This is a genomic window from Sphingobium scionense (assembly GCF_014197035.1).
In the GTDB taxonomy this organism is placed as follows: Bacteria; Pseudomonadota; Alphaproteobacteria; order Sphingomonadales; family Sphingomonadaceae; genus Sphingobium; species Sphingobium scionense.
In genome coordinates, this window is the sequence record NZ_JACIEU010000010.1 from 95,880 (window position 1) to 116,636 (window position 20,757).

20 protein-coding genes are annotated in these 20,757 nt (G+C 65.3%); 14 read left to right on the top strand and 6 right to left on the bottom strand.

The window, feature by feature from the left end:
• The first annotated feature begins 105 nt into the window (after nucleotides 1-105).
• Nucleotides 106-780: a spermine/spermidine synthase domain-containing protein gene (locus GGQ90_RS13365; protein WP_188082593.1), complete on the top strand. Its 675-nt coding sequence runs from the start codon at nucleotides 106-108 to the stop codon at nucleotides 778-780.
• A 553-nt stretch (nucleotides 781-1,333) separates the two neighbouring features.
• Here the strand turns inward: GGQ90_RS13365 and GGQ90_RS13370 are convergent.
• Complete coding sequence (locus tag GGQ90_RS13370) at nucleotides 1,334-1,885, bottom strand: hypothetical protein (RefSeq protein WP_188082594.1); 552 nt, start codon at nucleotides 1,883-1,885, stop codon at nucleotides 1,334-1,336.
• A 347-nt stretch (nucleotides 1,886-2,232) separates the two neighbouring features.
• Here GGQ90_RS13370 and rpsM point away from each other — a divergent pair, with 347 nt between their 5' ends.
• From rpsM to guaA, 11 genes are all read left to right on the top strand, one after another.
• The gene (gene rpsM, locus GGQ90_RS13375) at nucleotides 2,233-2,601 is read left to right on the top strand and encodes a 30S ribosomal protein S13 (RefSeq protein WP_004208751.1); all 369 of its coding nucleotides are present in this window, start codon (nucleotides 2,233-2,235) and stop codon (nucleotides 2,599-2,601) included.
• Between the two features lie 76 nt (nucleotides 2,602-2,677).
• The gene (gene rpsK / locus GGQ90_RS13380) at nucleotides 2,678-3,067 is read left to right on the top strand and encodes a 30S ribosomal protein S11 (RefSeq protein ID WP_004208752.1); all 390 of its coding nucleotides are present in this window, start codon (nucleotides 2,678-2,680) and stop codon (nucleotides 3,065-3,067) included.
• Nucleotides 3,068-3,192: 125 nt separating this feature from the next.
• A complete protein-coding gene (locus GGQ90_RS13385) occupies nucleotides 3,193-4,254 on the top strand; it encodes a DNA-directed RNA polymerase subunit alpha (protein WP_007707981.1) in 1,062 nt (353 codons plus the stop codon).
• 206 nt (nucleotides 4,255-4,460) lie between these two features.
• Nucleotides 4,461-4,886: a 50S ribosomal protein L17 gene (gene rplQ, locus GGQ90_RS13390; protein WP_004208754.1), complete on the top strand. Its 426-nt coding sequence runs from the start codon at nucleotides 4,461-4,463 to the stop codon at nucleotides 4,884-4,886.
• 103 nt (nucleotides 4,887-4,989) lie between these two features.
• The gene (locus GGQ90_RS13395; RefSeq protein WP_188082595.1) at nucleotides 4,990-7,197 is read left to right on the top strand and encodes a prolyl oligopeptidase family serine peptidase; all 2,208 of its coding nucleotides are present in this window, start codon (nucleotides 4,990-4,992) and stop codon (nucleotides 7,195-7,197) included.
• 63 nt (nucleotides 7,198-7,260) lie between these two features.
• Complete coding sequence (locus GGQ90_RS13400; protein WP_188082596.1) at nucleotides 7,261-7,896, top strand: hypothetical protein; 636 nt, start codon at nucleotides 7,261-7,263, stop codon at nucleotides 7,894-7,896.
• A 78-nt stretch (nucleotides 7,897-7,974) separates the two neighbouring features.
• Nucleotides 7,975-8,574, top strand: a complete 600-nt coding sequence (locus GGQ90_RS13405) for an OB-fold-containig protein (RefSeq protein ID WP_188082597.1) — start codon at nucleotides 7,975-7,977, stop codon at nucleotides 8,572-8,574.
• 9 nt (nucleotides 8,575-8,583) lie between these two features.
• Nucleotides 8,584-10,296 carry a flotillin domain-containing protein gene (locus GGQ90_RS13410; protein ID WP_188082598.1) on the top strand — a complete coding sequence of 571 codons (1,713 nt, stop codon included), beginning with the start codon at nucleotides 8,584-8,586 and terminating at the stop codon, nucleotides 10,294-10,296.
• Between the two features lie 240 nt (nucleotides 10,297-10,536).
• Complete coding sequence (locus GGQ90_RS13415) at nucleotides 10,537-10,887, top strand: outer membrane protein (RefSeq protein WP_246428243.1); 351 nt, start codon at nucleotides 10,537-10,539, stop codon at nucleotides 10,885-10,887.
• Nucleotides 10,888-11,242: 355 nt separating this feature from the next.
• Nucleotides 11,243-12,478 carry a TCR/Tet family MFS transporter gene (locus tag GGQ90_RS13420; protein WP_188082599.1) on the top strand — a complete coding sequence of 412 codons (1,236 nt, stop codon included), beginning with the start codon at nucleotides 11,243-11,245 and terminating at the stop codon, nucleotides 12,476-12,478.
• A gap of 182 nt (nucleotides 12,479-12,660) precedes the next feature.
• A complete protein-coding gene (gene guaA, locus GGQ90_RS13425) occupies nucleotides 12,661-14,232 on the top strand; it encodes a glutamine-hydrolyzing GMP synthase (protein WP_188082600.1) in 1,572 nt (523 codons plus the stop codon).
• Nucleotides 14,233-14,302: 70 nt separating this feature from the next.
• Here guaA and GGQ90_RS13430 read toward each other — a convergent pair whose 3' ends face one another.
• The gene (locus tag GGQ90_RS13430; RefSeq protein WP_188082601.1) at nucleotides 14,303-14,569 is read right to left on the bottom strand and encodes a DUF6356 family protein; all 267 of its coding nucleotides are present in this window, start codon (nucleotides 14,567-14,569) and stop codon (nucleotides 14,303-14,305) included.
• 115 nt (nucleotides 14,570-14,684) lie between these two features.
• Here GGQ90_RS13430 and GGQ90_RS13435 point away from each other — a divergent pair, with 115 nt between their 5' ends.
• A complete protein-coding gene (locus GGQ90_RS13435) occupies nucleotides 14,685-16,145 on the top strand; it encodes an amidohydrolase family protein (protein ID WP_188082602.1) in 1,461 nt (486 codons plus the stop codon).
• A gap of 4 nt (nucleotides 16,146-16,149) precedes the next feature.
• On the opposite strand, the gene GGQ90_RS13440 is transcribed toward GGQ90_RS13435, so the two are convergent.
• Nucleotides 16,150-16,926 (bottom strand): carbonic anhydrase, encoded by a 777-nt coding sequence (locus GGQ90_RS13440; RefSeq protein WP_188082603.1) that lies wholly within the window; start codon nucleotides 16,924-16,926, stop codon nucleotides 16,150-16,152.
• 169 nt (nucleotides 16,927-17,095) lie between these two features.
• On the opposite strand from GGQ90_RS13440, the gene GGQ90_RS13445 reads away from it, so the two are divergent.
• On the top strand, nucleotides 17,096-18,280 hold the full coding sequence (locus tag GGQ90_RS13445; RefSeq protein ID WP_188082604.1) for an aminotransferase: 1,185 nt from the start codon (nucleotides 17,096-17,098) through the stop codon (nucleotides 18,278-18,280).
• On the opposite strand, the gene GGQ90_RS13450 is transcribed toward GGQ90_RS13445, so the two are convergent.
• The 3 genes from GGQ90_RS13450 to GGQ90_RS13460 form a co-directional block, all read right to left on the bottom strand.
• Nucleotides 18,235-18,747 carry a hypothetical protein gene (locus GGQ90_RS13450; protein ID WP_188082605.1) on the bottom strand — a complete coding sequence of 171 codons (513 nt, stop codon included), beginning with the start codon at nucleotides 18,745-18,747 and terminating at the stop codon, nucleotides 18,235-18,237. The genes GGQ90_RS13445 and GGQ90_RS13450 overlap by 46 nt on opposite strands.
• 137 nt (nucleotides 18,748-18,884) lie before the next feature.
• Nucleotides 18,885-19,670, bottom strand: coding sequence for an SDR family NAD(P)-dependent oxidoreductase (locus GGQ90_RS13455; protein ID WP_188082606.1), 786 nt, complete (start codon nucleotides 19,668-19,670; stop codon nucleotides 18,885-18,887).
• A 132-nt stretch (nucleotides 19,671-19,802) separates the two neighbouring features.
• Nucleotides 19,803-20,633, bottom strand: a complete 831-nt coding sequence (locus tag GGQ90_RS13460; protein WP_188082607.1) for an alpha/beta fold hydrolase — start codon at nucleotides 20,631-20,633, stop codon at nucleotides 19,803-19,805.
• Nucleotides 20,634-20,757 lie beyond the last annotated feature (124 nt).

Here is a 20,757-nt window from a genome sequence, read left to right on the forward strand (position 1 = left end):
CTGACCAGCCCATAGGCGGCAAACCGTCCCGTTTGCCGCCATTGCACAGCGGCGCGCGACCTGTCATGCGGCCGCTTTCCCCGTCGCACTTGAAGGACCATTGCCATGACACCCCGCGAATTGCTGGGCACCGCCGCCGTTCCGGGTGGGCAGGAACTGCGCCTCTATCGCCGCGGCGGCGACTTCATGATCGTGCTCGACCGCAACGAGCTGATGAGCAGCCGGATGAGCGGGTCTGAAAAGGCGCTGGCGCTGATGACGCTGGAACGGCTGGGCAAGCGCGCCGGCCTCCATATGCTGATCGGCGGCTATGGCATGGGCTTCACCCTGCGTGCGGCGCTCGCGGAAATGGATGCCAGGGCACAGATCACGCTGGCCGAACTGGTGCCCGAAATCATCGAATGGGCGCGCGGCCCGATGGTCGATCTTGCCGCCGGCTGCCTCGACGATCCGCGCGTGCGGCTGGTGATGGACGATGTCGCCCATGTGATTGCCGCCGGCCATGGCAGCTATGACGCGATCCTGCTGGATGTCGACAATGGCCCCGACGGCCTGACCGCCGACGCCAATGACCGGCTCTATACCAATGCGGGCTTGGGCAGCGCGATGCGCGCGCTCAAGCCCGGCGGCATATTGGCGATCTGGTCGGCGGGATCGGACGCCGCCTTCACCCGGCGATTGCAGAATGCGGGCTTCGCGGTGGAAGAAGTCGCGGTCAAGGCGCGCGACAATGGCAAGGGGCCGCGCCACGTCATCTGGTTCGCAACCCGCCGGCGGTAAGAATCCTGTTTGAGAAAGCCGGTTCCAGCCCACTCCCCCGCCCAACCGCCCGATCCAGTGTCATCCTGTCGGGTGGTTGGGCGGGGGAGCGGGCCGGCACCGCATCGGGAAGCCGCCCTTTCGCGGTTTCCCGAACAGGTGCCGCACCCCGGACATGAGAGGGGCCGCCGGGACGTAATGCCCGACGGCCCATCATGTGCATGGTCAGCGGCCGGAAACCGCCCAGAAGGAAGACAAGTTCGCGCTAAAGCCCCTGGCGGAGACGGCCTGTATGTCGGCGCTCTGGGTCTCTACACCATGAAGGGTTTGTACCGACGCTCCGGCGTCGTCAGCGGCGCATTTTCCGAATGGACTTGACCGACCCCATTGCTGAACCATGAGACATCGGATCACCTCCTTTCGCTTGTTGAAGCCCGCGTGGCCGGCTTTGGACTGCGCCGCGATCAGCCACGAGACGGACTGTGAATCAGACGGATCGCAGGATCAAGACTTGTAATATTCTTTTTTGGAATCATACTTGAACGTCCGCGCCGAAACGGCGGGACCGCCCGTTTCAGCCCCGACAATCCTCGATCACGCGCGATATTTCGGCCCAGGCCGGCACGATCAGCGTCTCCTGCCCCTGCACCTCGACCGCAAAACGACCCCGGCTATAGGCGAGCTGGTCCAGCACCGCGTCGCTCGCGCCGCGCACGGCGGTCAGCTGCGGCACCTGCGTCCCCGCCATCACCGCCGGCCAGCTGCTCGCGCCATAGCTCGTCCGCACCGTGATCGCCCCCTGCCCGCCGCCGGCGCGGCTGAGGCTGATCCGCCGCGTCGCCCGGTCGCAGCGCAGCGTCAAACGGGGATCATTGGCCGACAGGCCGAACAGCGCCACCGGTCCGGCCGGGTCGGCACGATAGGTCCAGTTGCCCGGCGTCGCAGGGCGATATTGCCACTCGACCGCCGCGGGCGCAGCCGGCTCGGCTGGGGGCACCGGCGCAGGCCGGGGTGCTGGCGCTGGGCGCGGTGCCGGCGCGGAGGGCGGCGCGACGCAACCTGCCACCAACAGGGTCAGCGGCGCTGCAAGGGCCGGGGCGGACACAAGAAATCGGGTCAGACGCATGGCGCTTCCATGCCCGAGCCGGCCGGAGCGCTCAACCCGAAAAGGGGCAGGGCGACAGCAGAGGCGGATAGCCGACCACGGCCGTCGCCGCCCGCACGGACGCGTGGCCGCTCCGTTCATCGCACGGATCGCGTCAAAAAAGCGCCGGATATTGACAGTTTTGGGGCGAATCGATAAAGGCCGCCGTTCCCTACACGCGTAATAGCGGCAGTGCTTCCTGCACTGGCCGTCTTTTTTGCGTCTTGGGAAGCAACATCATGGCCTATTTTTCCTTGCCAGGAAAGAGGTCCGAACGCTTTGAGATGGGGCGGCGCCAACTGCCCCGTGGAGCAGGAGATTTAATTACCATGGCACGTATTGCGGGTGTTAACATCCCGACCAACAAGCGCGTAATCATCGCGCTCACCTACATCCACGGCATCGGTCGCAAGACCGCCGTTGACCTCGCCGACAAGCTGGGCATCGATCATGCGCGCCGCGTGCAGGACCTGTCGGACGCCGAAGTCCTGCAGATCCGCGAAGCCATCGACGCCGACCTGACCGTCGAAGGCGATCTGCGTCGCGAAACCGCGATGAACATCAAGCGCCTGATGGATCTGGCCTGCTATCGCGGCCTGCGTCATCGCAAGGGCCTGCCGGTTCGCGGCCAGCGCACGCACACCAATGCGCGCACCCGCAAGGGCAAGGCGAAGCCGATCGCCGGCAAGAAGAAGTAATCGTTGAGGGTTGGTCCTTTGGACAGACCCTCCGGCGACTTCTGCTTTTGAACGATTTTTGTAGGATTAGAGCAAAATGGCACGCGAACCCCAGCGCATTAAGCGCCGCGAACGCAAGAACATCTCGGCCGGCGTCGCGCACGTCAACGCCAGCTTCAACAACACCATGGTGACCATCACCGACGCCCAGGGCAACGCGATTTCGTGGTCCTCGGCCGGCATGATGGGCTTCAAGGGCAGCCGCAAGTCGACCCCGTATGCCGCTCAGGTGTGCGCCGAAGACGCCGGCCGCAAGGCCGCCGAACATGGCGTCCGCACCCTCGAAGTCGAAGTCAAGGGTCCGGGTTCGGGCCGTGAATCGGCTCTGCGCGCGCTGCAGGCCGTCGGCTTCCACATCACCTCGATCCGCGACGTGACGCCGATCCCGCACAATGGTGTGCGTCCTTCGAAGCGTCGCCGCGTCTAATTAAGCTTCGCTAGAGGCTTGAAGGCGGGCGGCGGACGCGTCGCCCGCTTACCCGTTTGCATCGGCCGGAACGTCCTGATGGGTCCAGGATCTACCCGTTACGGCCACATCCCCAGGGGAAGTACATGACTGTCAACATGAAGAACTGGCAGGAATTGAAGAAGCCCAACGCCCTCGAGATCAAGCCGACCGGCGACGGCAAGCGCAAGGCGACCTTCGTTGCCGAACCGCTTGAGCGCGGTTTTGGCCTGACGCTCGGCAACGCGCTGCGCCGGGTTCTTCTCTCCTCGCTCCAGGGCGCGGCGGTCACCTCGATCAAGATCGAGAATGTCCTGCACGAATTCTCGTCGCTCGCTGGTGTGCGTGAAGACGTCACCGACATCGTCCTGAACATCAAGCAGGTCGCGCTGAAGATGGAAGGCGAAGGCCCCAAGCGTCTGCAGCTGTCCGCCACCGGCCCGGCCGTGGTGAAGGCAGGCGACATTGCCGTCGTCGGCGACATCGAAGTGATGAACCCCGATCTGGTGATCTGTCACCTCGATCAGGGCGCGACGCTGAACATGGAACTGACGGCTGACATCGGCAAGGGCTATGTCCCCGCCGTCGCCAACCGCCCGGCTGACGCACCGATCGGCCTGATCCCGATCGATGCGCTCTACTCGCCGGTCCGCCAGGTCGCCTACAAGGTGGATAACACCCGCGTCGGCCAGGAACTGGACTATGACAAGCTGTCGCTGACGCTGGAAACCGACGGCACCGTGACGCCGGAAGATGCGATTGCTTACGCAGCCCGCATCCTGCAGGACCAGCTCCAGCTGTTCGTCCACTTCGAGGACGCGCTGCCTGCCGCTGCCCCGGCTGCCGGCCATGCCGCTGCCGCTGCGTCGGAAGGCGAAAGCGACACCAACCAGATCAACCGCTATCTGCTCAAGAAGGTGGACGAACTGGAACTGTCGGTCCGCTCGGCCAACTGCCTCAAGAACGACAACATCATCTATATCGGCGATCTGGTCCAGAAGACCGAAGCCGAGATGCTGCGCACCCCCAATTTCGGCCGCAAGTCGCTGAACGAAATCAAGGAAGTGCTGTCGTCCATGGGCCTGCGCCTGGGCATGGACATCCCCGGCTGGCCGCCGGAAAATATCGAGGAAATGGCCAAGAAGCTCGAACAGGAGCTGCTGGGCTAAGTCGGAGCGAGCCGCGCAGCGCAGCAGCGCGGCGGTTCGCAACGCGAACGCGAACGACCGGCCAGCGACGCACAGCGTCGTCTGACGTCACGGGATTTACTCCCGTGACGGTCGCCGGACGGTCAATGGGGTATTAGGCGGTCCCCATGAAAACCGCCTGGTCTGGGGTACCTCATCCGGCCCCTTAACGAACGAAGGAATGAGACATGCGTCATAAAGTTGGTCATCGTAAGCTTCAGCGCAGCACCGGTCATCGTACCGCCCTGCTTCGCAACCTGGCTGCCTCGCTCATCAAGCATGAGCAGATCCTGACCACCACGCCGAAGGCGAAGGAACTGCGTCCCTACGTCGAGAAGCTGATCACCCTCGCCAAGAAGGGTGGCCTGTCCAACCGTCGTCTGGCCGACGCCCGCCTGAAGGACGATGCGCAGCTGACCAAGCTGTTCGAAGTCCTGGCCGAGCGCTACAAGGATCGCAACGGTGGCTACACCCGCGTGATCAAGGCCGGTTTCCGCGCTTCGGACGCGGCGCCGATCGCGATCATCGAACTGGTTGATCGTGACGTCGATGCCAAGGGCCAGGACTCCGGTCCGGTCAACACCGTCGACGAAGACGAATTCGAAGCCGCCTGATCGCGGTTCCGCCGGTAACGGTGGATAGACGATAGTCGAACAGGCCGCGGCTTCATCCGAAGCTGCGGCCTGTTTTCTTTTCAAGGACAATAGGGTCGAGAGGATGCGCGCGCTTCGCCGCCTGATCTGGCCGCTGCCGGCCCTGCTGGCAGTGATCGCCGCCGCGCCGGCCTCTGCTGTGGCCGCCGCCTCGGGCGATGCGACCCCGGCCGCGATCGACGCGACGCCGCCGGACAACGGCCTCCATTACCCGCTCACCCGCCGCCAGGATCTGGTCGAGGATCATTTCGGCGTGAAGGTGACCGATCCCTATCGCTGGCTGGAAAATGACGTCCGCACCGACCCCGCCGTGCGCGACTGGGTCGGCCGGGAAAATGATCTCACCCGCCGCTATATCGACGACCTGCCCGGCCGCGACGCGCTCAAGACGCGGATGCAGGCGCTCTTCGCCCATGGCCGCTTCACCGTGCCGCGCAAGGCCGGCACCCGCTATTTCTACGGCTATAACAAGGGGCTGCAGAACCAGACGCCGCTCTATGTCCGTGAAGGACTGGCCGGCGAACAGCGGCTGCTGCTCGATCCCAATCGCTGGGCCAGGGACGGCGCGAGCGCGCTGGCCGAATGGACGCCCTCGCCCGACGGCCGCTTCCTCGCCTATGGGGTGCAGGACGCCGGCAGCGACTGGCGCACGCTGCGCGTGCTCGACGTCGACAGCGGCAAGATCCTCGATGACAAGGTCGAATGGGCCAAATTCTCCCAGACCGCCTGGGACGGCCGGGGCGAAGGCTTTTTCTATTCCCGCTATGCCGCGCCGGTCGCCGGCGAAGCCTATCAATCGACCAACAGCGACCAGCAGCTTTATTATCATCGCATCGGCACGCCCCAGGCGCAGGACCAGCTCATCTATGCGACGCCCGATCGCCCGGGCCTCAGCCATACTGCCCAGGTGACGAGCGACGGCCGCTGGCTGATCGTCAGCAGCTTTGCCGGCATGGACCCGCGCCGCGAACTCCATGTCGCCGCGCTCGATGGCGGACCGGTCAAATTGCGGACACTGGTGAAGGGCCTCGCCAATGACTGGCGCCTGATCGGCAGCCGGGGATCGACCCTCTATTTCGTCACTGACCGCAAGGCCGCCCATATGCGCCTGGTGACACTCGACGCCCTAAGGGCAGGCCGCAGCGAAAAGCCATTGGTCGCCGAACGCGCCGATACGCTGGCCGGCGGATCGCTGGTCGGCAACCGCTTCATCCTCGCCTATATGACGGAAGCGGAGACCGTCGCCGAACTGGTCGAGCTGGACGGCCGCAAGGTCGGCGACGTGCCGCTGCCCGGCATGGGCACCGCTGCCGGCTTTGGCGGGCGCGATGGCGACCCGGAAACCTTCTTCTCCTTCTCCGGCTTCGTGACACCCGCCAGCATCTACCGCTTTGACACGGCGACCCAGCAGACCCAGCTCTTCGCCCAGCCCGACCTGCCCTTCAATCCCGCCGATTATGGCGTCGAACAGGTCAGCTATCCCTCGAAGGACGGCACGCTGATCCCGATGACGATCCTGCGTAAGAAGATACTGGCCGACCATGCGCAAGCGGTGCCGACCATCCTCTACGGCTATGGCGGCTTCAACATCGCGCTGACGCCCGGCTATTCGGCGACCCGCATGGCCTGGCTGGAACAGGGCGGTGCCTATGCCATCGCCAATCTGCGCGGCGGCGGCGAATTCGGCAAGGCCTGGCACGACGCCGGGCGCGGCGCCAACAAGCAGAATGTGTTCGACGATTTCATCGCCGCGGCCGAATATCTCAAGGCCCAGGGCTATACCCCCAAGGATGGCCTGGCGATCGAGGGCCGCTCCAATGGCGGCCTGCTGGTCGGCGCAGTGGTGAACCAGCGGCCCGACCTGTTCGCCGCCGCCTTGCCCGCGGTCGGTGTGATGGACATGCTGCGCTTCGACCGTTTCACCGCCGGCCGCTATTGGGTCGACGATTATGGATCGCCCGACAATGCGCGCGACTTCCCCCTGCTCTATGGCTATTCGCCCTATCATAATATCCTGAGCGGCAAGGATTATCCGGCGATCCTGGTGACCACGGCGGACACCGACGACCGGGTCGTGCCGGCGCACAGCTTCAAATATGCCGCCGCGCTGCAGGCCGCGTCGATCGGCGACAAGCCGCATCTGCTGCGGGTGGAAAACCGCGCCGGCCATGGCGCGGGCAAGCCGATCGACAAGCTGATCGAGGAATATGCCGACAGCTATGCCTTTGCCGCCCATTTCACCGGGCTCGACATCCAGCGCAAGCCGGACTGAGCCCATTCAGCCTCTGGACAGCCCGACGTGGCTATGGCTCTTTCCATCGCAGGAGACAGGCAGATGATCGGGAACAGGACGCGGTGGATGACGGGAGCGCTGGTCGGCGCAGGACTGCTGCTGGGCAGCGTCGCTCCGGCGCAGGCGCGCCCCCGTTATGACGATCGCGGCTGGCATCACCGCCATGATCGCGGCAATGGCTTCGGCTTTGGCGACGCGGTCGGCATCGCCGCGCTGCTGGGCGCCGCCGTGGTGGTCGCCAATTCCGTTTCGAAGGACCGCAAGGAACCGCGCGGCACCGATACGGATAATCGGCCCTATGCCGACAATGATGCCCCGCCCCCGGCCGGCGGCACCGACTATGGCGCGGATGTCGGCGGGCAGGATGCCGGCTATGCCGAACCGCCACCCCCTGCGGATGATTTTTCCGACGTCGCCGCCACCAACCAGAGCAATGACCAGTTGACCGACGCCTGCGCGCTTGCCGCACGGGACGAGGCACAGGGGCAGGCCGGCTATGCCGAAATCCGCCACATCGACGAGCCGCGCGCGACCGCTGGCGGCTATAATATCGATGGCGAGGTCGAGACCCGCGCCAGCTATCGCGCCACCGAAGGCACCACCCGCCGCTTCACCTGCGCGATGAAGGATGGCCGCGTGGCAGAGGTCTATCTCAGCCGCGACGTGGCGATGCACTGAACTAAGACAGCGCGTCGCTTTATCCTGTCCCGGCGTCATTTCGTCGGATAGCATCGCCTCCGAATCAGGGGGTTATGGGTGGCAGGCTTTCTTCTCGCGCCGGAAAATATCGTCTTCGTATCGGCCCTGCTGCTGATGCTGCTGATCGGTGGCGTCCAGGCGCTGGGCCTGGCCGGCGACGCCGATCTCGATCTGGATGCGGATGCCGACCTGCTCGGCTGGCTGGGCTTTGGTCGTCTGCCGCTGCTGGCGCTGATCGCGCTGTTCCTGACCTGCTTCGCCGTCATCGGGCTGCTTGGCCAGCAGGCGGCGCATGACCTGCTGGGCGCGATGCTGTCGCCCTGGATTGCGGTTCCGGCCGCCGGCGCCGCCGCCCTGCCCGCCACCGGCCTTGCCGCCCGCCTGCTCGCGCCGCTGCTGCCCCGCGACCACAGCACCGCCATTCCGCTCGACCATCTGGTCGGCAACCGCGCCCGCATCGTCACCGGCCGCGCGATCCGCGGCTCCCCCGCCCGCGCGCGGGTCGAGGATCATCATGGCCAGGCCCATTATGTCATGGTCGAGCCCGACAATGATGGCCAGGTGCTGGAGGAAGGCGAGACCATCCTGCTCGTGCGCCGCGAAGAGCATCTGTTCCGCGCCATCTCGCATGGCGACCATTATCTTCCCCGTCTCTAGGAGAGAGTCATGAATCTTCCCGCCGTGCAGGAGAGTTTCTCCATCCTGCCCTATGCGATGATCGCCGGCAGCGGCCTGCTCGTCCTGATCGTGCTGGGCATCGTCATCGCCCGCCTCTACAAGCGCGCATCCAAGGAAATCGGCTTTGTTCGCACCGGCTTCGGCGGGGAAAAGGTGGTGATGAACGGCGGCGCGCTGGTGCTGCCGATCTTCCACGAGACCATGCCGGTCAACATGAACACCGTCCGCCTTGCCGTCGAGCGCAAGAATAGCGACGCGCTCATCACGCTCGATCGGCTGCGCATCGATGTGAAGGCGGAATTCTACGTCCGCGTCCGCCCCGATGCCCAGTCGATCGCCACCGCCGCCCAGACGCTCGGCATGCGCACCATGAACCCTGAAGCGCTGAAAGAACTGGTCGAAGGCAAGTTCGTCGACGCGCTCCGCTCGGTCGCGGCCGGCATGACTATGAACCAGTTGCACGAACAGCGCGGCGATTTCGTGCAGAAGGTGCAGCAGGTGTCGTCCGTCGACCTCGCGATGAACGGTCTGGAGCTGGAAAGCGTCTCGCTCACGGGCCTCGATCAGACGTCGATCGAACATTTCAACGCCAATAACGCCTTCGATGCCGAGGGCCTGACCAAGCTGACCGAGCAGATCGAACTGCGCAAGAAGGCCCGCAACGACATCGAACAGGATACCCGTGTCCAGATCGAGACGAAGAATCTGGAGGCGGAGCGCCAGTCGATGCTGATCGCACGCGACACCGAATTTGCCCGGCTGGAGCAGGAACGCGAGGTCGAAATGCGCCGTGCCGTACAATCGGCCGAAGTCGCCCGCGAACAGTCGCTGCGCCAGCAGGAGGCCGAGCAGGCCAAGATCGAAGCGAAAAAGCTGGTCGACAGCCAGCAGATCGAGGCCGATCGTGCCGTGCAGCAGGCCAAGATCGCCCAGGCCCAGGCGCTCGAACTCGCCCGGCAGGAACAGCAGATCGCTGTCCAGAACAAGAGCCGCGAGGAAAGCCAGGCCAAGGCGCAGGCCGACGAAGCCCGGGCCAAGGCCGTCGCCGCCGAGGAACAGGTGCAGACGTCGCGCGCCACCGAAATCGCCGAGCGCGCCAAGCGGATCGAACTGATCGACGCCTCCCGCGAAGCCGAGCGCGCCGCCATCTCGATCCGCGTCGAGGCGGAGGCCGAGAAGCAGGTCGCCGCCGACCGGGCCGAGGCGTTGCGCGTCGCGGCCGAGGGCGAAGCGGAAGCCGCCAAGCTGCGCGCCGAGGCCGATCGCGTCCGCTTCGAGGTGGAGGCCGCGGGGCAGCGCGCCGTTAACGAGGCGGCAAACCTCCTCTCCTCCGACCAGATGTCGCTGCAGACCAAGCTGGCCTTGCTCAAGGTGCTGCCCGAGCTGGTGCGCGAAGCAGCCAAGCCCATGGAAGCCATCGACTCGATCAAGATCGTGCAGGTCGACGGCCTCACTGGCGGCGGCAACGGCGGCACGGACGGATTGGTAAGCGCCGGCGGCGACCAGAATCTCGCCAGCGCGGCCGTCTCCGCTGCGTTGCGCTACCGTGCCCAGGCGCCGGTGATCGACGGGCTGATGAAGGAACTGGGCCTCGACGGTTCCAGTCTCGACAACCTGGTCAAGAGCGCGGTCGATCCCGCACCGGTGGCCCCCGTCATCGTCGAGAAGATCCTGCCGAAGAAGGGCCAGCCCCAGGACTGATCCTTCCCCATTGCCGCATCGACCGGCCACCGGATTGCCTCGCCTAATGAGACAGTCTGGTGCGCCGCCGCCGGCTTATCATGTCCGCCCATTCCGCTATATCGGCGTCCAGGCGGACTGGAACCGCGACAGCATCGGCAGCGCCAACAGCGATATCGGCCGCCTCGACATGCATGAATCGCGCGACGCCTTTTCGGCGGCGGAGTTGCCATTTATGATCCTCAGCTTACCGACAGGATCATGGTCGGTCGGGAGCCCGGTTTCGACGTCGCCGCCGATGACGCATCGCGCGTCGGCGGGTCGCTGATCGCCCGCAATTCCAGCTTCGATATCGGCGCGCGGGCCGGCTATGTCGTCGGTGGCAATGCCCTGCTCTATGCCCGGGGCAGCTATGAAATATGCGCGCCCGCGTCGCCCCCAGCGATGCCAGCGGCTCCCTGTCGGGCCATGACAGTTTCGACGGCTGGAGCGTGGGCGCCGGGGGTCGAGCGTTTCGTCGCCGACAAGGTTAGCGCACGTATCGAATATCGATACAGCGACCTCAGCAGCGGCGGCAAGCGACCAGAAGCAGACCTGTTCCCCCTCCCGTAAACGGGAGGGGAATGGCAGGAAACCACCCTTCCCGGCCGCCCCTCCCCCAAAATCCAAATTTCTTCCCAAATAGGATTATTCCTGATCTATCCTTTCCGATGGATCCACCGCTTGCCTTCGCCTTCTCACCCATAGACGCGTCACAGCAACCCCGGCGACGCGCAAGTCTGACCGCCTTGTCGCGCCGGCGTCGCGTCAGGATGATCCACATGGCGCACCATGGTCGCTTCGCAGACGCGTTCCGGGTGCATCGGGCCGGAATCGCTCGACGACACTGTGAACTTCGCCCTGTGACCCACCCATTATCCAACCGCCGCGCTTGGCATCGCCATCCGGGCAGGATAGCGCCTGCGCCATGACCGCCCCCGCCCATCCGCGCCGCACCGCCGCCATCGCCTTCATCCTGGTGACGGCCCTGCTCGACGTCATGTCGATGGGCATCATCATTCCGGTGCTGCCGCAGCTGATCGAAACGCTATCGGGCTCCAGCACCAGCGCAGGCCTGTGGAACGGCCTGTTCGTCGCGCTCTGGGCGGCGATGCAGTTTCTCTGCTCGCCGGTGATCGGTTCGCTGTCCGATCGCTTCGGGCGCCGGCCGGTGATCCTGATCTCGGTCGCGGGTCTGGCACTCGACTATGTGCTGATGGCGCTCGCACCCAATCTCTGGTGGCTGGCGCTGGGCCGCATCCTCGCCGGCATCACTTCGTCCAGCTTCACCTCCACCTTCGCCTATATGGCCGACATCACCCCGCCCGAGGGTCGGGCGCGCGGCTATGGCCTGATCGGCGCGGCGTTCAGCGCGGGCTTCGTCGCCGGGCCGCTGCTGGGCGGGGTGCTGGGTGAAATCTCGCACCGTGCGCCTTTCTGGGCGGCGGCCGGCCTGTCCGGCCTCGCCTTCCTCTATGGCCTCATCGTGCTGCCGGAATCGCTCTCCCCGGAAAAGCGCATGGCGTTCAGCTGGCGCCGCGCCAACCCCTTTGGCGCGCTGCGACTGCTGCGCTCGCACCCCGAGCTGTCGAGCCTCGCAATCGTCAACTTCCTCCTCTATTTCGCCCATCATCTCTTCTCGGCCGTGTTCGTCCTCTATGCCGGCGACCGCTATGGCTGGGGCGCCTGGCAGGTCGGCACCCTGCTGGCGCTGGTCGGGCTGATGGACATGGGGGTTCAGGGCCTGCTGGTCGGCCCGGTGGTAAAACGGCTGGGCGATCGCACCACCATGGTCGTGGGCCTCGGCTTCGGTGCGGTCGGCATCGCCGCCATGGGCCTGGCCCCCACAGGCTGGCTGTTCGTCGCCGCCATGTTCCCCAATGCGCTCTGGGGCCTGGCCATGCCGACCATCCAGTCGCTGATGACCCAGCGCGTCTCCGAGAGCGAACAGGGCCAGTTGCAGGGCGCCAACAACAGCGTCGGCGCGATCGCCGGCATCGTTTCCCCGCTCTTCTTCGGCGCGGTCTATTCCGCCTCGGTCGGCGCTCGCCCGATCCTGCCCTTCATCGGCAGCGCCTTCCTGATTGCGGCGCTGGTGCTGGCCGGTGCCGCATTGCTCGGTCGGGCCGCGGGGCGCAAACAGGATCGCCATGCGCATGCCTAGAGCATTCTGAAGTCGGCTGGAACAGCCGACGACTCGCAGAATGCGGCAAACAAAAAGAAATCAGAGCATCATCCGATTCACCCTAATCGGATGATGCTCTGAACCGGGAAAACTGGACATATCGGGGCAGGGCGACTAACCGGGCGCGAATCCCTTCCACCGCTCGATATAAAGGCGATTCGATGACGCTGCCCCTTCAGGATTCCATCCTTATCGTGGACTTCGGCAGCCAGGTGACTCAGCTCATCGCCCGGCGCGTCCGCGAAGCCGGCGTCTATTCCGAGATCGCCCCCTTCACTCAGGCCCAGGCCGCGTTCGACCGCATGAAGCCCAAGGGCATCATCCTGTCGGGTTCGCCCGCTGGCGTGCCGGAAGAAGGCAGCCCGCGTGCGCCGCAGGCGCTGTTCGATGCCGGCGTGCCGATCCTGGGCATCTGCTACGGCCAGCAGGTGATGAGCCATCAGCTCGGCGGCGAAGTGCGCCCCGGTCACGAGACCGGCGAAGGCGGCGAATTCGGCCGCGCCTTCCTGACCGTGACCGAACCCTGCGCCCTGTTCGACGGGCTGTGGGAAGTCGGCGAACGCCATCAGGTGTGGATGAGCCATGGCGACAAGGTCACGAAATTCGCGCCCGGCTTCAAGATCGTGGCCGTGTCGGACGGCGCACCCTTCGCGGTGATCGCCGACGAGGAGCGGAAATTCTACGGCACGCAGTTCCACCCGGAAGTCGTGCATACGCCCGACGGCGGCAAGCTGATCGCCAATTTCGTCCGCCATGTCTGCGGCCTGGCCGGCGACTGGACCATGGCCGAGTTCCGCCAGGTCAAGATCGCCGAGATCCGCGAACAGGTCGGCACCGGCCGGGTCATCTGCGGCCTGTCGGGCGGCGTCGATTCCGCCGTGGCCGCCGTGCTGATCCATGAAGCGATCGGCGACCAGCTGACCTGCGTGTTCGTCGACCATGGCCTGATGCGCCTGGGCGAAGCCGAGCAGGTCGTCAGCCTGTTCCGCGAACATTATGGCATCAAGCTCGTTCATGTGAATGCCGAGGAGCGCTTCCTGGGCGGTCTCGCCGGCCTCACCGACCCGGAAAAGAAGCGCAAGTTCATCGGCGGCGAATTCATCGCCGTGTTCGAGGAGGAAGCCGCCAAGATCGGCGGTGCCGACTATCTGGCGCAGGGCACCCTCTATCCCGACGTCATTGAATCGGTGTCGTTCACCGGCGGCCCGTCGGTCACAATCAAGTCGCACCATAATGTCGGCGGCCTGCCCGAACGCATGAACATGAAGCTGGTCGAACCGCTGCGCGAACTGTTCAAGGACGAAGTTCGCGTGCTGGGCAAGGAACTGGGCCTGCCCGACATCTTCGTCGGCCGCCATCCCTTCCCTGGCCCCGGCCTCGCCATCCGCATTCCCGGCGAAGTCACCAAGGAACGCTGCGACATTTTGCGCAAGGCGGACTTCATCTATCTGGAGGAAATCCGCAACGCCGGCCTCTACGACGCGATCTGGCAGGCCTTCGCCGTGCTGCTGCCGGTCCGTACCGTCGGCGTGATGGGCGATTACCGCACCTATGACAGCGTCTGCGCGGTGCGCGCGGTCACTTCGACCGACGGCATGACCGCCGACATCTACCCCTTTGACGCCGCCTTCCTCAGCCGCGTCGCGACCCGCATCATCAACGAGGTCAAGGGCATCAACCGCGTCGTCTACGACTATACCAGCAAGCCCCCCGGCACGATCGAGTGGGAATAAAGCCGCGCAAGCAATCGCGACTTTCACATGCCAAGAAGCCGCCCTCCCCGGGCGGCTTTTTTCTTATCCCTCAAATCTCATATTCCGGCCGCCATTGCGGGCTGAGATAGGCGGGCGTCCTTTCCGCCAGATCGGGCTGGCGCTGACGCATTTCGCCATAGAGGTGCTTGACCGTCGAACTGCCGGTGCGCGTGAACCACGCCGGCACGATGCCATGGATCATGCAGGCCAACCCCGACCGCACCATCAAAAAGCCGAAGCGCATCGCCACCCCCATATGCTGGCCATAGCTTTCATCCACTTCGCGCGGATGTTTCAGGAAGAGTTGATCGATCATCGCTTTGCGCTCATTTGCTGGGGGTCGCGGCTATCCTATCGGAATTGGCGGAGAAGCGGGAGTGGTTCCGCGCAATCCAGCACGAGGATGGCAGCTACGAACGAGAGGAAGAAAGATGAAAACGCTTCTGGCCACCTTGCTGGCCGCCACTGCCCTGTTGCCCCTGCCCGCAACGGCAAAGTCCGCACCGGCCCACGCCGACCTGCTGATCCGCCATGCGACGCTGGTCGATGTCGAGCATGGCCGTCTGGTCCCCGATCAAGCGGTCGCGACCAGGGGGGACCGGATCGTTGCGGTCGGCGACGACGCCACGATCGCCGCCGCCTGGCGCGCGGGCAAGAGCGTCGAGGCGAAGGGTCGCTATCTGATCCCCGGCCTGTGGGACATGCATGTCCATTTCGGCGGCGGGCCGGATCTGATCGAAGAGAATAAGGCGCTGCTGCCGCTCTATATCGCCAATGGCATCACCACCGTGCGCGATGCGTCGGGCGACCTGCCCTATGATGTGCTGCGTTGGCGCGGCGAGATTGCCGACGGTCGCCTGTTCGGCCCGTCCCTGCTGAGTTCCGGCCCCAAGATCGAGGGGATCAAGCCGGTATGGAAGGGCACGCTGGAAACCGGGTCACAGGCCGATGTCGACGAAGCGATCGCCAGGCTCAAGCAACTGGACGTCAATTTCGTCAAGATCACCGACAGCACGCTAAAGCCCGAACTCTTCCTCTATGCCGTGCGCCAGGCGCGCGCCGCCGGGCTGCGCGCGTCGGGCCATATCCCCATGGCGCTGACCGTCGGCCAGGCGATCGAGGCCGGGATCAGTTCGATCGAGCATATCGACTATGCCCACAAGGCGGGCGTGAAGGATGAGGCGCGGATCACCGCCGATTTCGCCGCCGGCAAGATCGACCGGGCACAGGCCAGCGCGCAGATGGACGCCGGCTTTGACGAAACCACCGCCATGGCCGCCTATCGCGACATGGCTGCGCGCGGCGTGTTCGTGACGCCCACGCTCAGCATTTCGCGCACCGTCGCCTATCTCGACCGCGAGGATCATGGCTCCGATCCCGAACTGGCCTATATCGGCCCGCGCCTGCGCAAGACCTATGACTGGCGGATCGAGCGCGCGGCCAAGGCGACACCGGATCAGATCGCCCAGCGCCACGCCATCTACGAACATAATGCCGCGGTCCTGCCGCTGTTGCAGCAAGCCGGCGTCACCATCATGGCCGGCACCGATGCGGGCTTCCTCAATAGTTTCGACTATCCCGGCTTTGCCCTGCACCAGGAACTGGCCCTCTATGTCGATCGCGGCCTGACCCCGGCCCAGGCCCTGGCCAGCGCCACCCGCGCCGGCCCGGCCTGGTTCGGCCTGCTCGACCGCTATGGCGCGGTGGCGGAGGGCAAGCAGGCGGATATGGTCCTGCTGACCGCCAATCCGCTGGAGGATATCCACGCCACCAGGGCGATCGAAGCGGTGATCCTGCGCGGCACGTTGCAGGACCGCGCCCGGCTCGACGCGCTGCTGGCAGAGACGAAGGCGAAGGTCGCCGCCTGGAATGCGGCGGCGCCCCAGCCCTGACGGGTCAGCCGCGCATCAGCATGTCGGCCGGCACCGGCAGGATGTCGACCTTGCCGCTTGCCACATCATAGACGGCGGCGACCACCTTCAGCGTGCCCGCCTTCACCTTCTCCTCGATCACGGGGGAGGCGTTGACCAGAGTCGCCGCCTGCACCAGCGCATTGGTGCGGGTGACGATGGCCGCATCCTTGCTGCGGGCGAGATAGAGGGCGGGCAGGATCGCGGGGAAGAGCGCGCTGATCTGGCCTGGCACCTCGGGATTGTCGATTGCCGCCTTCACCGCGCCGCAATTGCTGTGGCCCATGACGACCAGCGCCTTCAGCCCCAGCACCGCCACGCCATATTCCAGGCTGGCGACGATTTCCGGCGTGGTGATGTTGCCGGCGATGCGGGTGACGAACAGCCGGCCGATATATTCGTCGAACAGCATCTCCACCGGCACGCGCGAGTCGGCGCAGGACAGGACGCCGACCACCGGCCATTGCCCCTCGGCCGCGCGCGCCTTGATGATCGCCAGATCCTGCAGATGGGCGGTCGGCTTGCCGGCGACGAAACGGGCATTGCCCGCCACGATCTCGGCCAGCGCCGCGTCCGGCGTCATCGATGCGTCCGGGCCGTCGGCGGACGCCGCCGCCATTGCGGGTACGGCCGGCAAGGCGGCCATGGCCACCCCACCCGCCATCGTCATCGCTGTCAGAAAGGCGCGGCGGGAGGGCGCGGCGCCATCCTCCTCCTGCGTCCCGTGCGGCTTGTCATGCATGCCATCGACGTCCGAACACATGGGTCTGTCTCCCTGTGATGAGGAGGCGTCATGATGCCGGACCGGTTTGCGCGAGGCAATGGAAAGACCTGGATCAAGAAGCAGAGCCTGATTCACGTGATCGGTAGAAGCGCAAGGCGCTTCCACCTCAAACGATCAGGCTCTAGATCGGTCCATCGCCGCCGATCCGATGGAGCCCCGCTTGCCCGACACCCGACTTGGCCATCCCGTCTATCGCGACATGCCGACCACCATCTTCGAGCATATGTCGGCCCGTGCGCGCGAAACCGGCGCGATCAATCTGGGGCAGGGTTTCCCCGAAGGGCCGGGGCCACAGGATGTGCTGCAGGCAGCGGCCGACGCGCTGCTCACCCGCTCCAGCCAATATCCGCCAATGCCGGGCCTGATCGAGCTGCGCACCGCGCTGGCCGATCATTATGCCCGGCGCCAGGGCCTCGACCTCAGCCCACAGGAAATCATCGTCACATCGGGCGCGACCGAGGCGATTGCCGCCAGCCTGCTGGCGCTGGTGCGACCGGGGGACGAGGTGCTGATGCTGGCGCCGCTCTATGACGCCTATCTGCCGCTGGTCGAGCGGGTCGGCGGCGTGGCCAGGGTGGTGAAGCTGACGCCGCCCGACTGGCGCGTCACCCGCGATGCGCTGGAGGCGGCGATTACGCCCAAGACCCGCATCCTGCTGATGAACAATCCGGTCAATCCCACCGGCATCGTGCTGCGCGAGGCGGAACTGGCACTGCTGGCCGATCTCTGCGTCGGCCATGACCTGATCGCGCTGTGCGACGAGGTATGGGAGGAAACCGTCTATGACGGCCTGCCGCATCGCCCGCTGATCGGTTTCCCCGGCATGCGCGAGCGCACGGTCAAGATCGGGTCGGCGGGCAAGATCTTCTCCGTCACCGGCTGGAAGGTCGGCTGGATGTGCGCTGCGCCACCGATCGCCACCCTGCTCGCCCGCGCGCACCAGTTCCTGACCTTCACCACCCCGCCCAATCTGCAATGGGCGGTGGCGCAGGGACTGGGCTGGCCCGACCAATGGCTGAACGACCAGCGCGCCGCCTATCAGGCGTCGCGCGACCGGCTGGCTGCGGGGCTCATCAAGGCGGGCTATGTCGTGCAGCCCAGCGGCGCCACCTGGTTCCTGTCGATCGACCTGCCCGCGTCGGGCATCGCGATGGACGATGTGACCTTCTGCAACCGGATCATCGACGAAGCCGGGGTGGCGGCGATCCCGATCTCCGCCTTCTACCCCGACGATCCGGTCACCCATCTGGTCCGCCTCTGCTTCTCCAAGTCGGACGCGACGCTGGATCAGGCAATCGAGCGGCTCGCCACCTTCCGCGCCAGCCTGGTCTGACGCAGGATCGCCGCGCCCAGGATCAGCATGAGGATCAGGAGCAGTCCCTGTGCGGCCAGGAAGGGCGGCTCCGTGCCGGTCGGCGCCAGCCGGTTGAGCGCCGGCACCTTGAGGAAGCTCTGCACGACAGCCACGAACAGGTTGAGCCACAGGGCGATGGTCGCGGTCACCGCATAAATGCCCCGTGCCCGGCCCCGCAGGCCAAGGCCGTAAAAGGCAGCGAAAGCGATAATCAGCACCAGCGTCGAGAGGGTGCCGACGCCGATCGCCGGGGTGAAGCCGCGAAAGGGGAAGAGGAAGCCGGTCAGGCTGGTGAGCAGGGTCGTCACCAGGAACAGGCCCTGCACTTTTGGCAGGCCATGCCCCCTGGCCATGGCCGGAAGGGCGACAAGGCCGCTGACGATGCCGATCAGGCTGATCGCGACATGCAGGGCGATGAAGGCGGGAATGGAAAGACCGAGGATCATGATTTCTCTCCTTGGAAAACTAACCAATGCCGTTCGTCCTGAGTAGCCATTGAGCTTGTCGAAATGGCGTATCGAAGGATCGATGCTTCGATACGGGTCTTCGACAAGCTCAGCCCCTACTCAGCAAGAACGGATTTTCATGCTTCCACCCGATAACGGGGCGCCGCGTCCTTGAGCGACAGGTTGGGCCGCAGCGCGGCCCGCGCGGCGAGATAGGCGTCGAGATCGGCATTGTCCGGCAGGGCCGGGATGGTGATCGCCTCGCCCATGTCGAGCCCGGCCAGTGCCGCGTCGACCATCACCTCGACATCCATCACCATATGCGGCGGCAGGCCGGCAATCTGTTCCGCCGTCCAGATGGCCGTGCGGGTGATGCCGGGCAGCACCGCCTGCACCTTCACGCCCTTGCCGCCCAGTTCGACCTGCAACGCTTCGGTAAAGGCCAGCACATAGGCCTTGGTCGCGGGATAGACGGCGGTGAAGCCGTCCGGCATCAGCGCGGTGACCGACGTGATGTTGACCAGTGTGCCTGCGCCCTTCGCCGCCAGCCGCGGGGCGATCGCACGGGACAGCCGCGTCACCGCCAGGATGTTGAGGTTGATGAGGCCGGTGAGATAGGCCGGGTCGGTCTCGACAAAGGCCTGCTCCCCGGCGATGCCGGCATTGTTGACGAGGCCGGTGATCGCGTCATCGTCACGCAGCCGCGCTTCGACCCGCGCCAGATCGTCGGCTTGTGACAAGTCGGCGGCGATCACTTCCACGCTGACGCCGGCATCGGCGCGCAGGCGGGTAGCCAGCGCCTCCAGCTTCTCGGCGCGACGAGCGACCAGGATCAGATTGGCGCCGCGCTTGGCAAAGCGATCGGCATAGACCGCGCCGATACCGTCCGACGCGCCGGTGATGAGAATGGTTTCTTTGGTCATGGGATGTCTCCTTTGAAAGACTATTTTCCCGTTCGGGCTGAGCGAAGTCGAAGCCTGGCCTGCGCGAAGCGAAGGCACCTCGCTCCGCTCGGTGGAACCCTTCGACTTCGCTCAGGGCGAACGGTATCTGTGTCAGCCGTTGATGAAATCGAGCAGGTCGGCGTTGAACCGGTCCTGGTGAGTCTGCGTCAGCCCATGGTCGGCGCCTTCATACACGATCAGCACCGCATCCGTAACGACCTTGATGGTCGACAGGGCGGCCGCGCCGATCGGCACGATCTGGTCGTCATCGCCATGCAGGACCAGCGTGGGCACATCGACCTTCGCCAGGTCGGCATGGAAATCACTTTCGGAAAAGGCGCGGATCGAGTCGAGCTGGCCCTTGAGGCCGCCCATCATCCCCTGCCGCCAGAACTCGTCGCGAATGCCCTCGGAGATGACCGCGCCGTCCCGGTTATAGCCATAGAAGGGGATGGTCAGATCCTTGAAGAACTGGCTGCGATTGTCGAACGTGCCCTTGCGGATGCCGTCGAACACGTCGATCGGCAGACCGCCGGGATTGGCTTCGGTCTTCAGCATCAGCGGCGGCACCGCGCCGATCAGCGCCAGCTTGGCGACCCGGCCGGTGCCATGGCGGCCGATATAGCGGGTGACTTCGCCGCCGCCGGTCGAATGACCGACCAGGATGACGTCGGACAGGTCCAGCGCCGCGATCAGGTCGGCCAGATCGTCGGCATATTGGTCCATATTGTTGTTATCCCACACCTGGTCCGAACGGCCATGGCTGCGGCGGTCATGGGCGATGGTGCGGAAGCCCTGATTGGCGAAATAGACCATCTGCGCGTCCCAGGCGTCGGCGCTGAGCGGCCAGCCATGGGAGAAGATAATCGGCTGGCCATCGCGTGGCCCCCAATCCTTGTAGAAGATGCGGGTGCCGTCCCTGGTGGTGACAAAGTTGCTCATGTGAAATTCCCTTCTCGTTTCAGAGAGGGCGTCCCTCACGCCCTGTGCTTGCACTATTAAGGGCAATGGCGGAGGATCGGGATTGGCGGTTCCGACATTAAGCGGGCTGATTCCGACAAAGGAT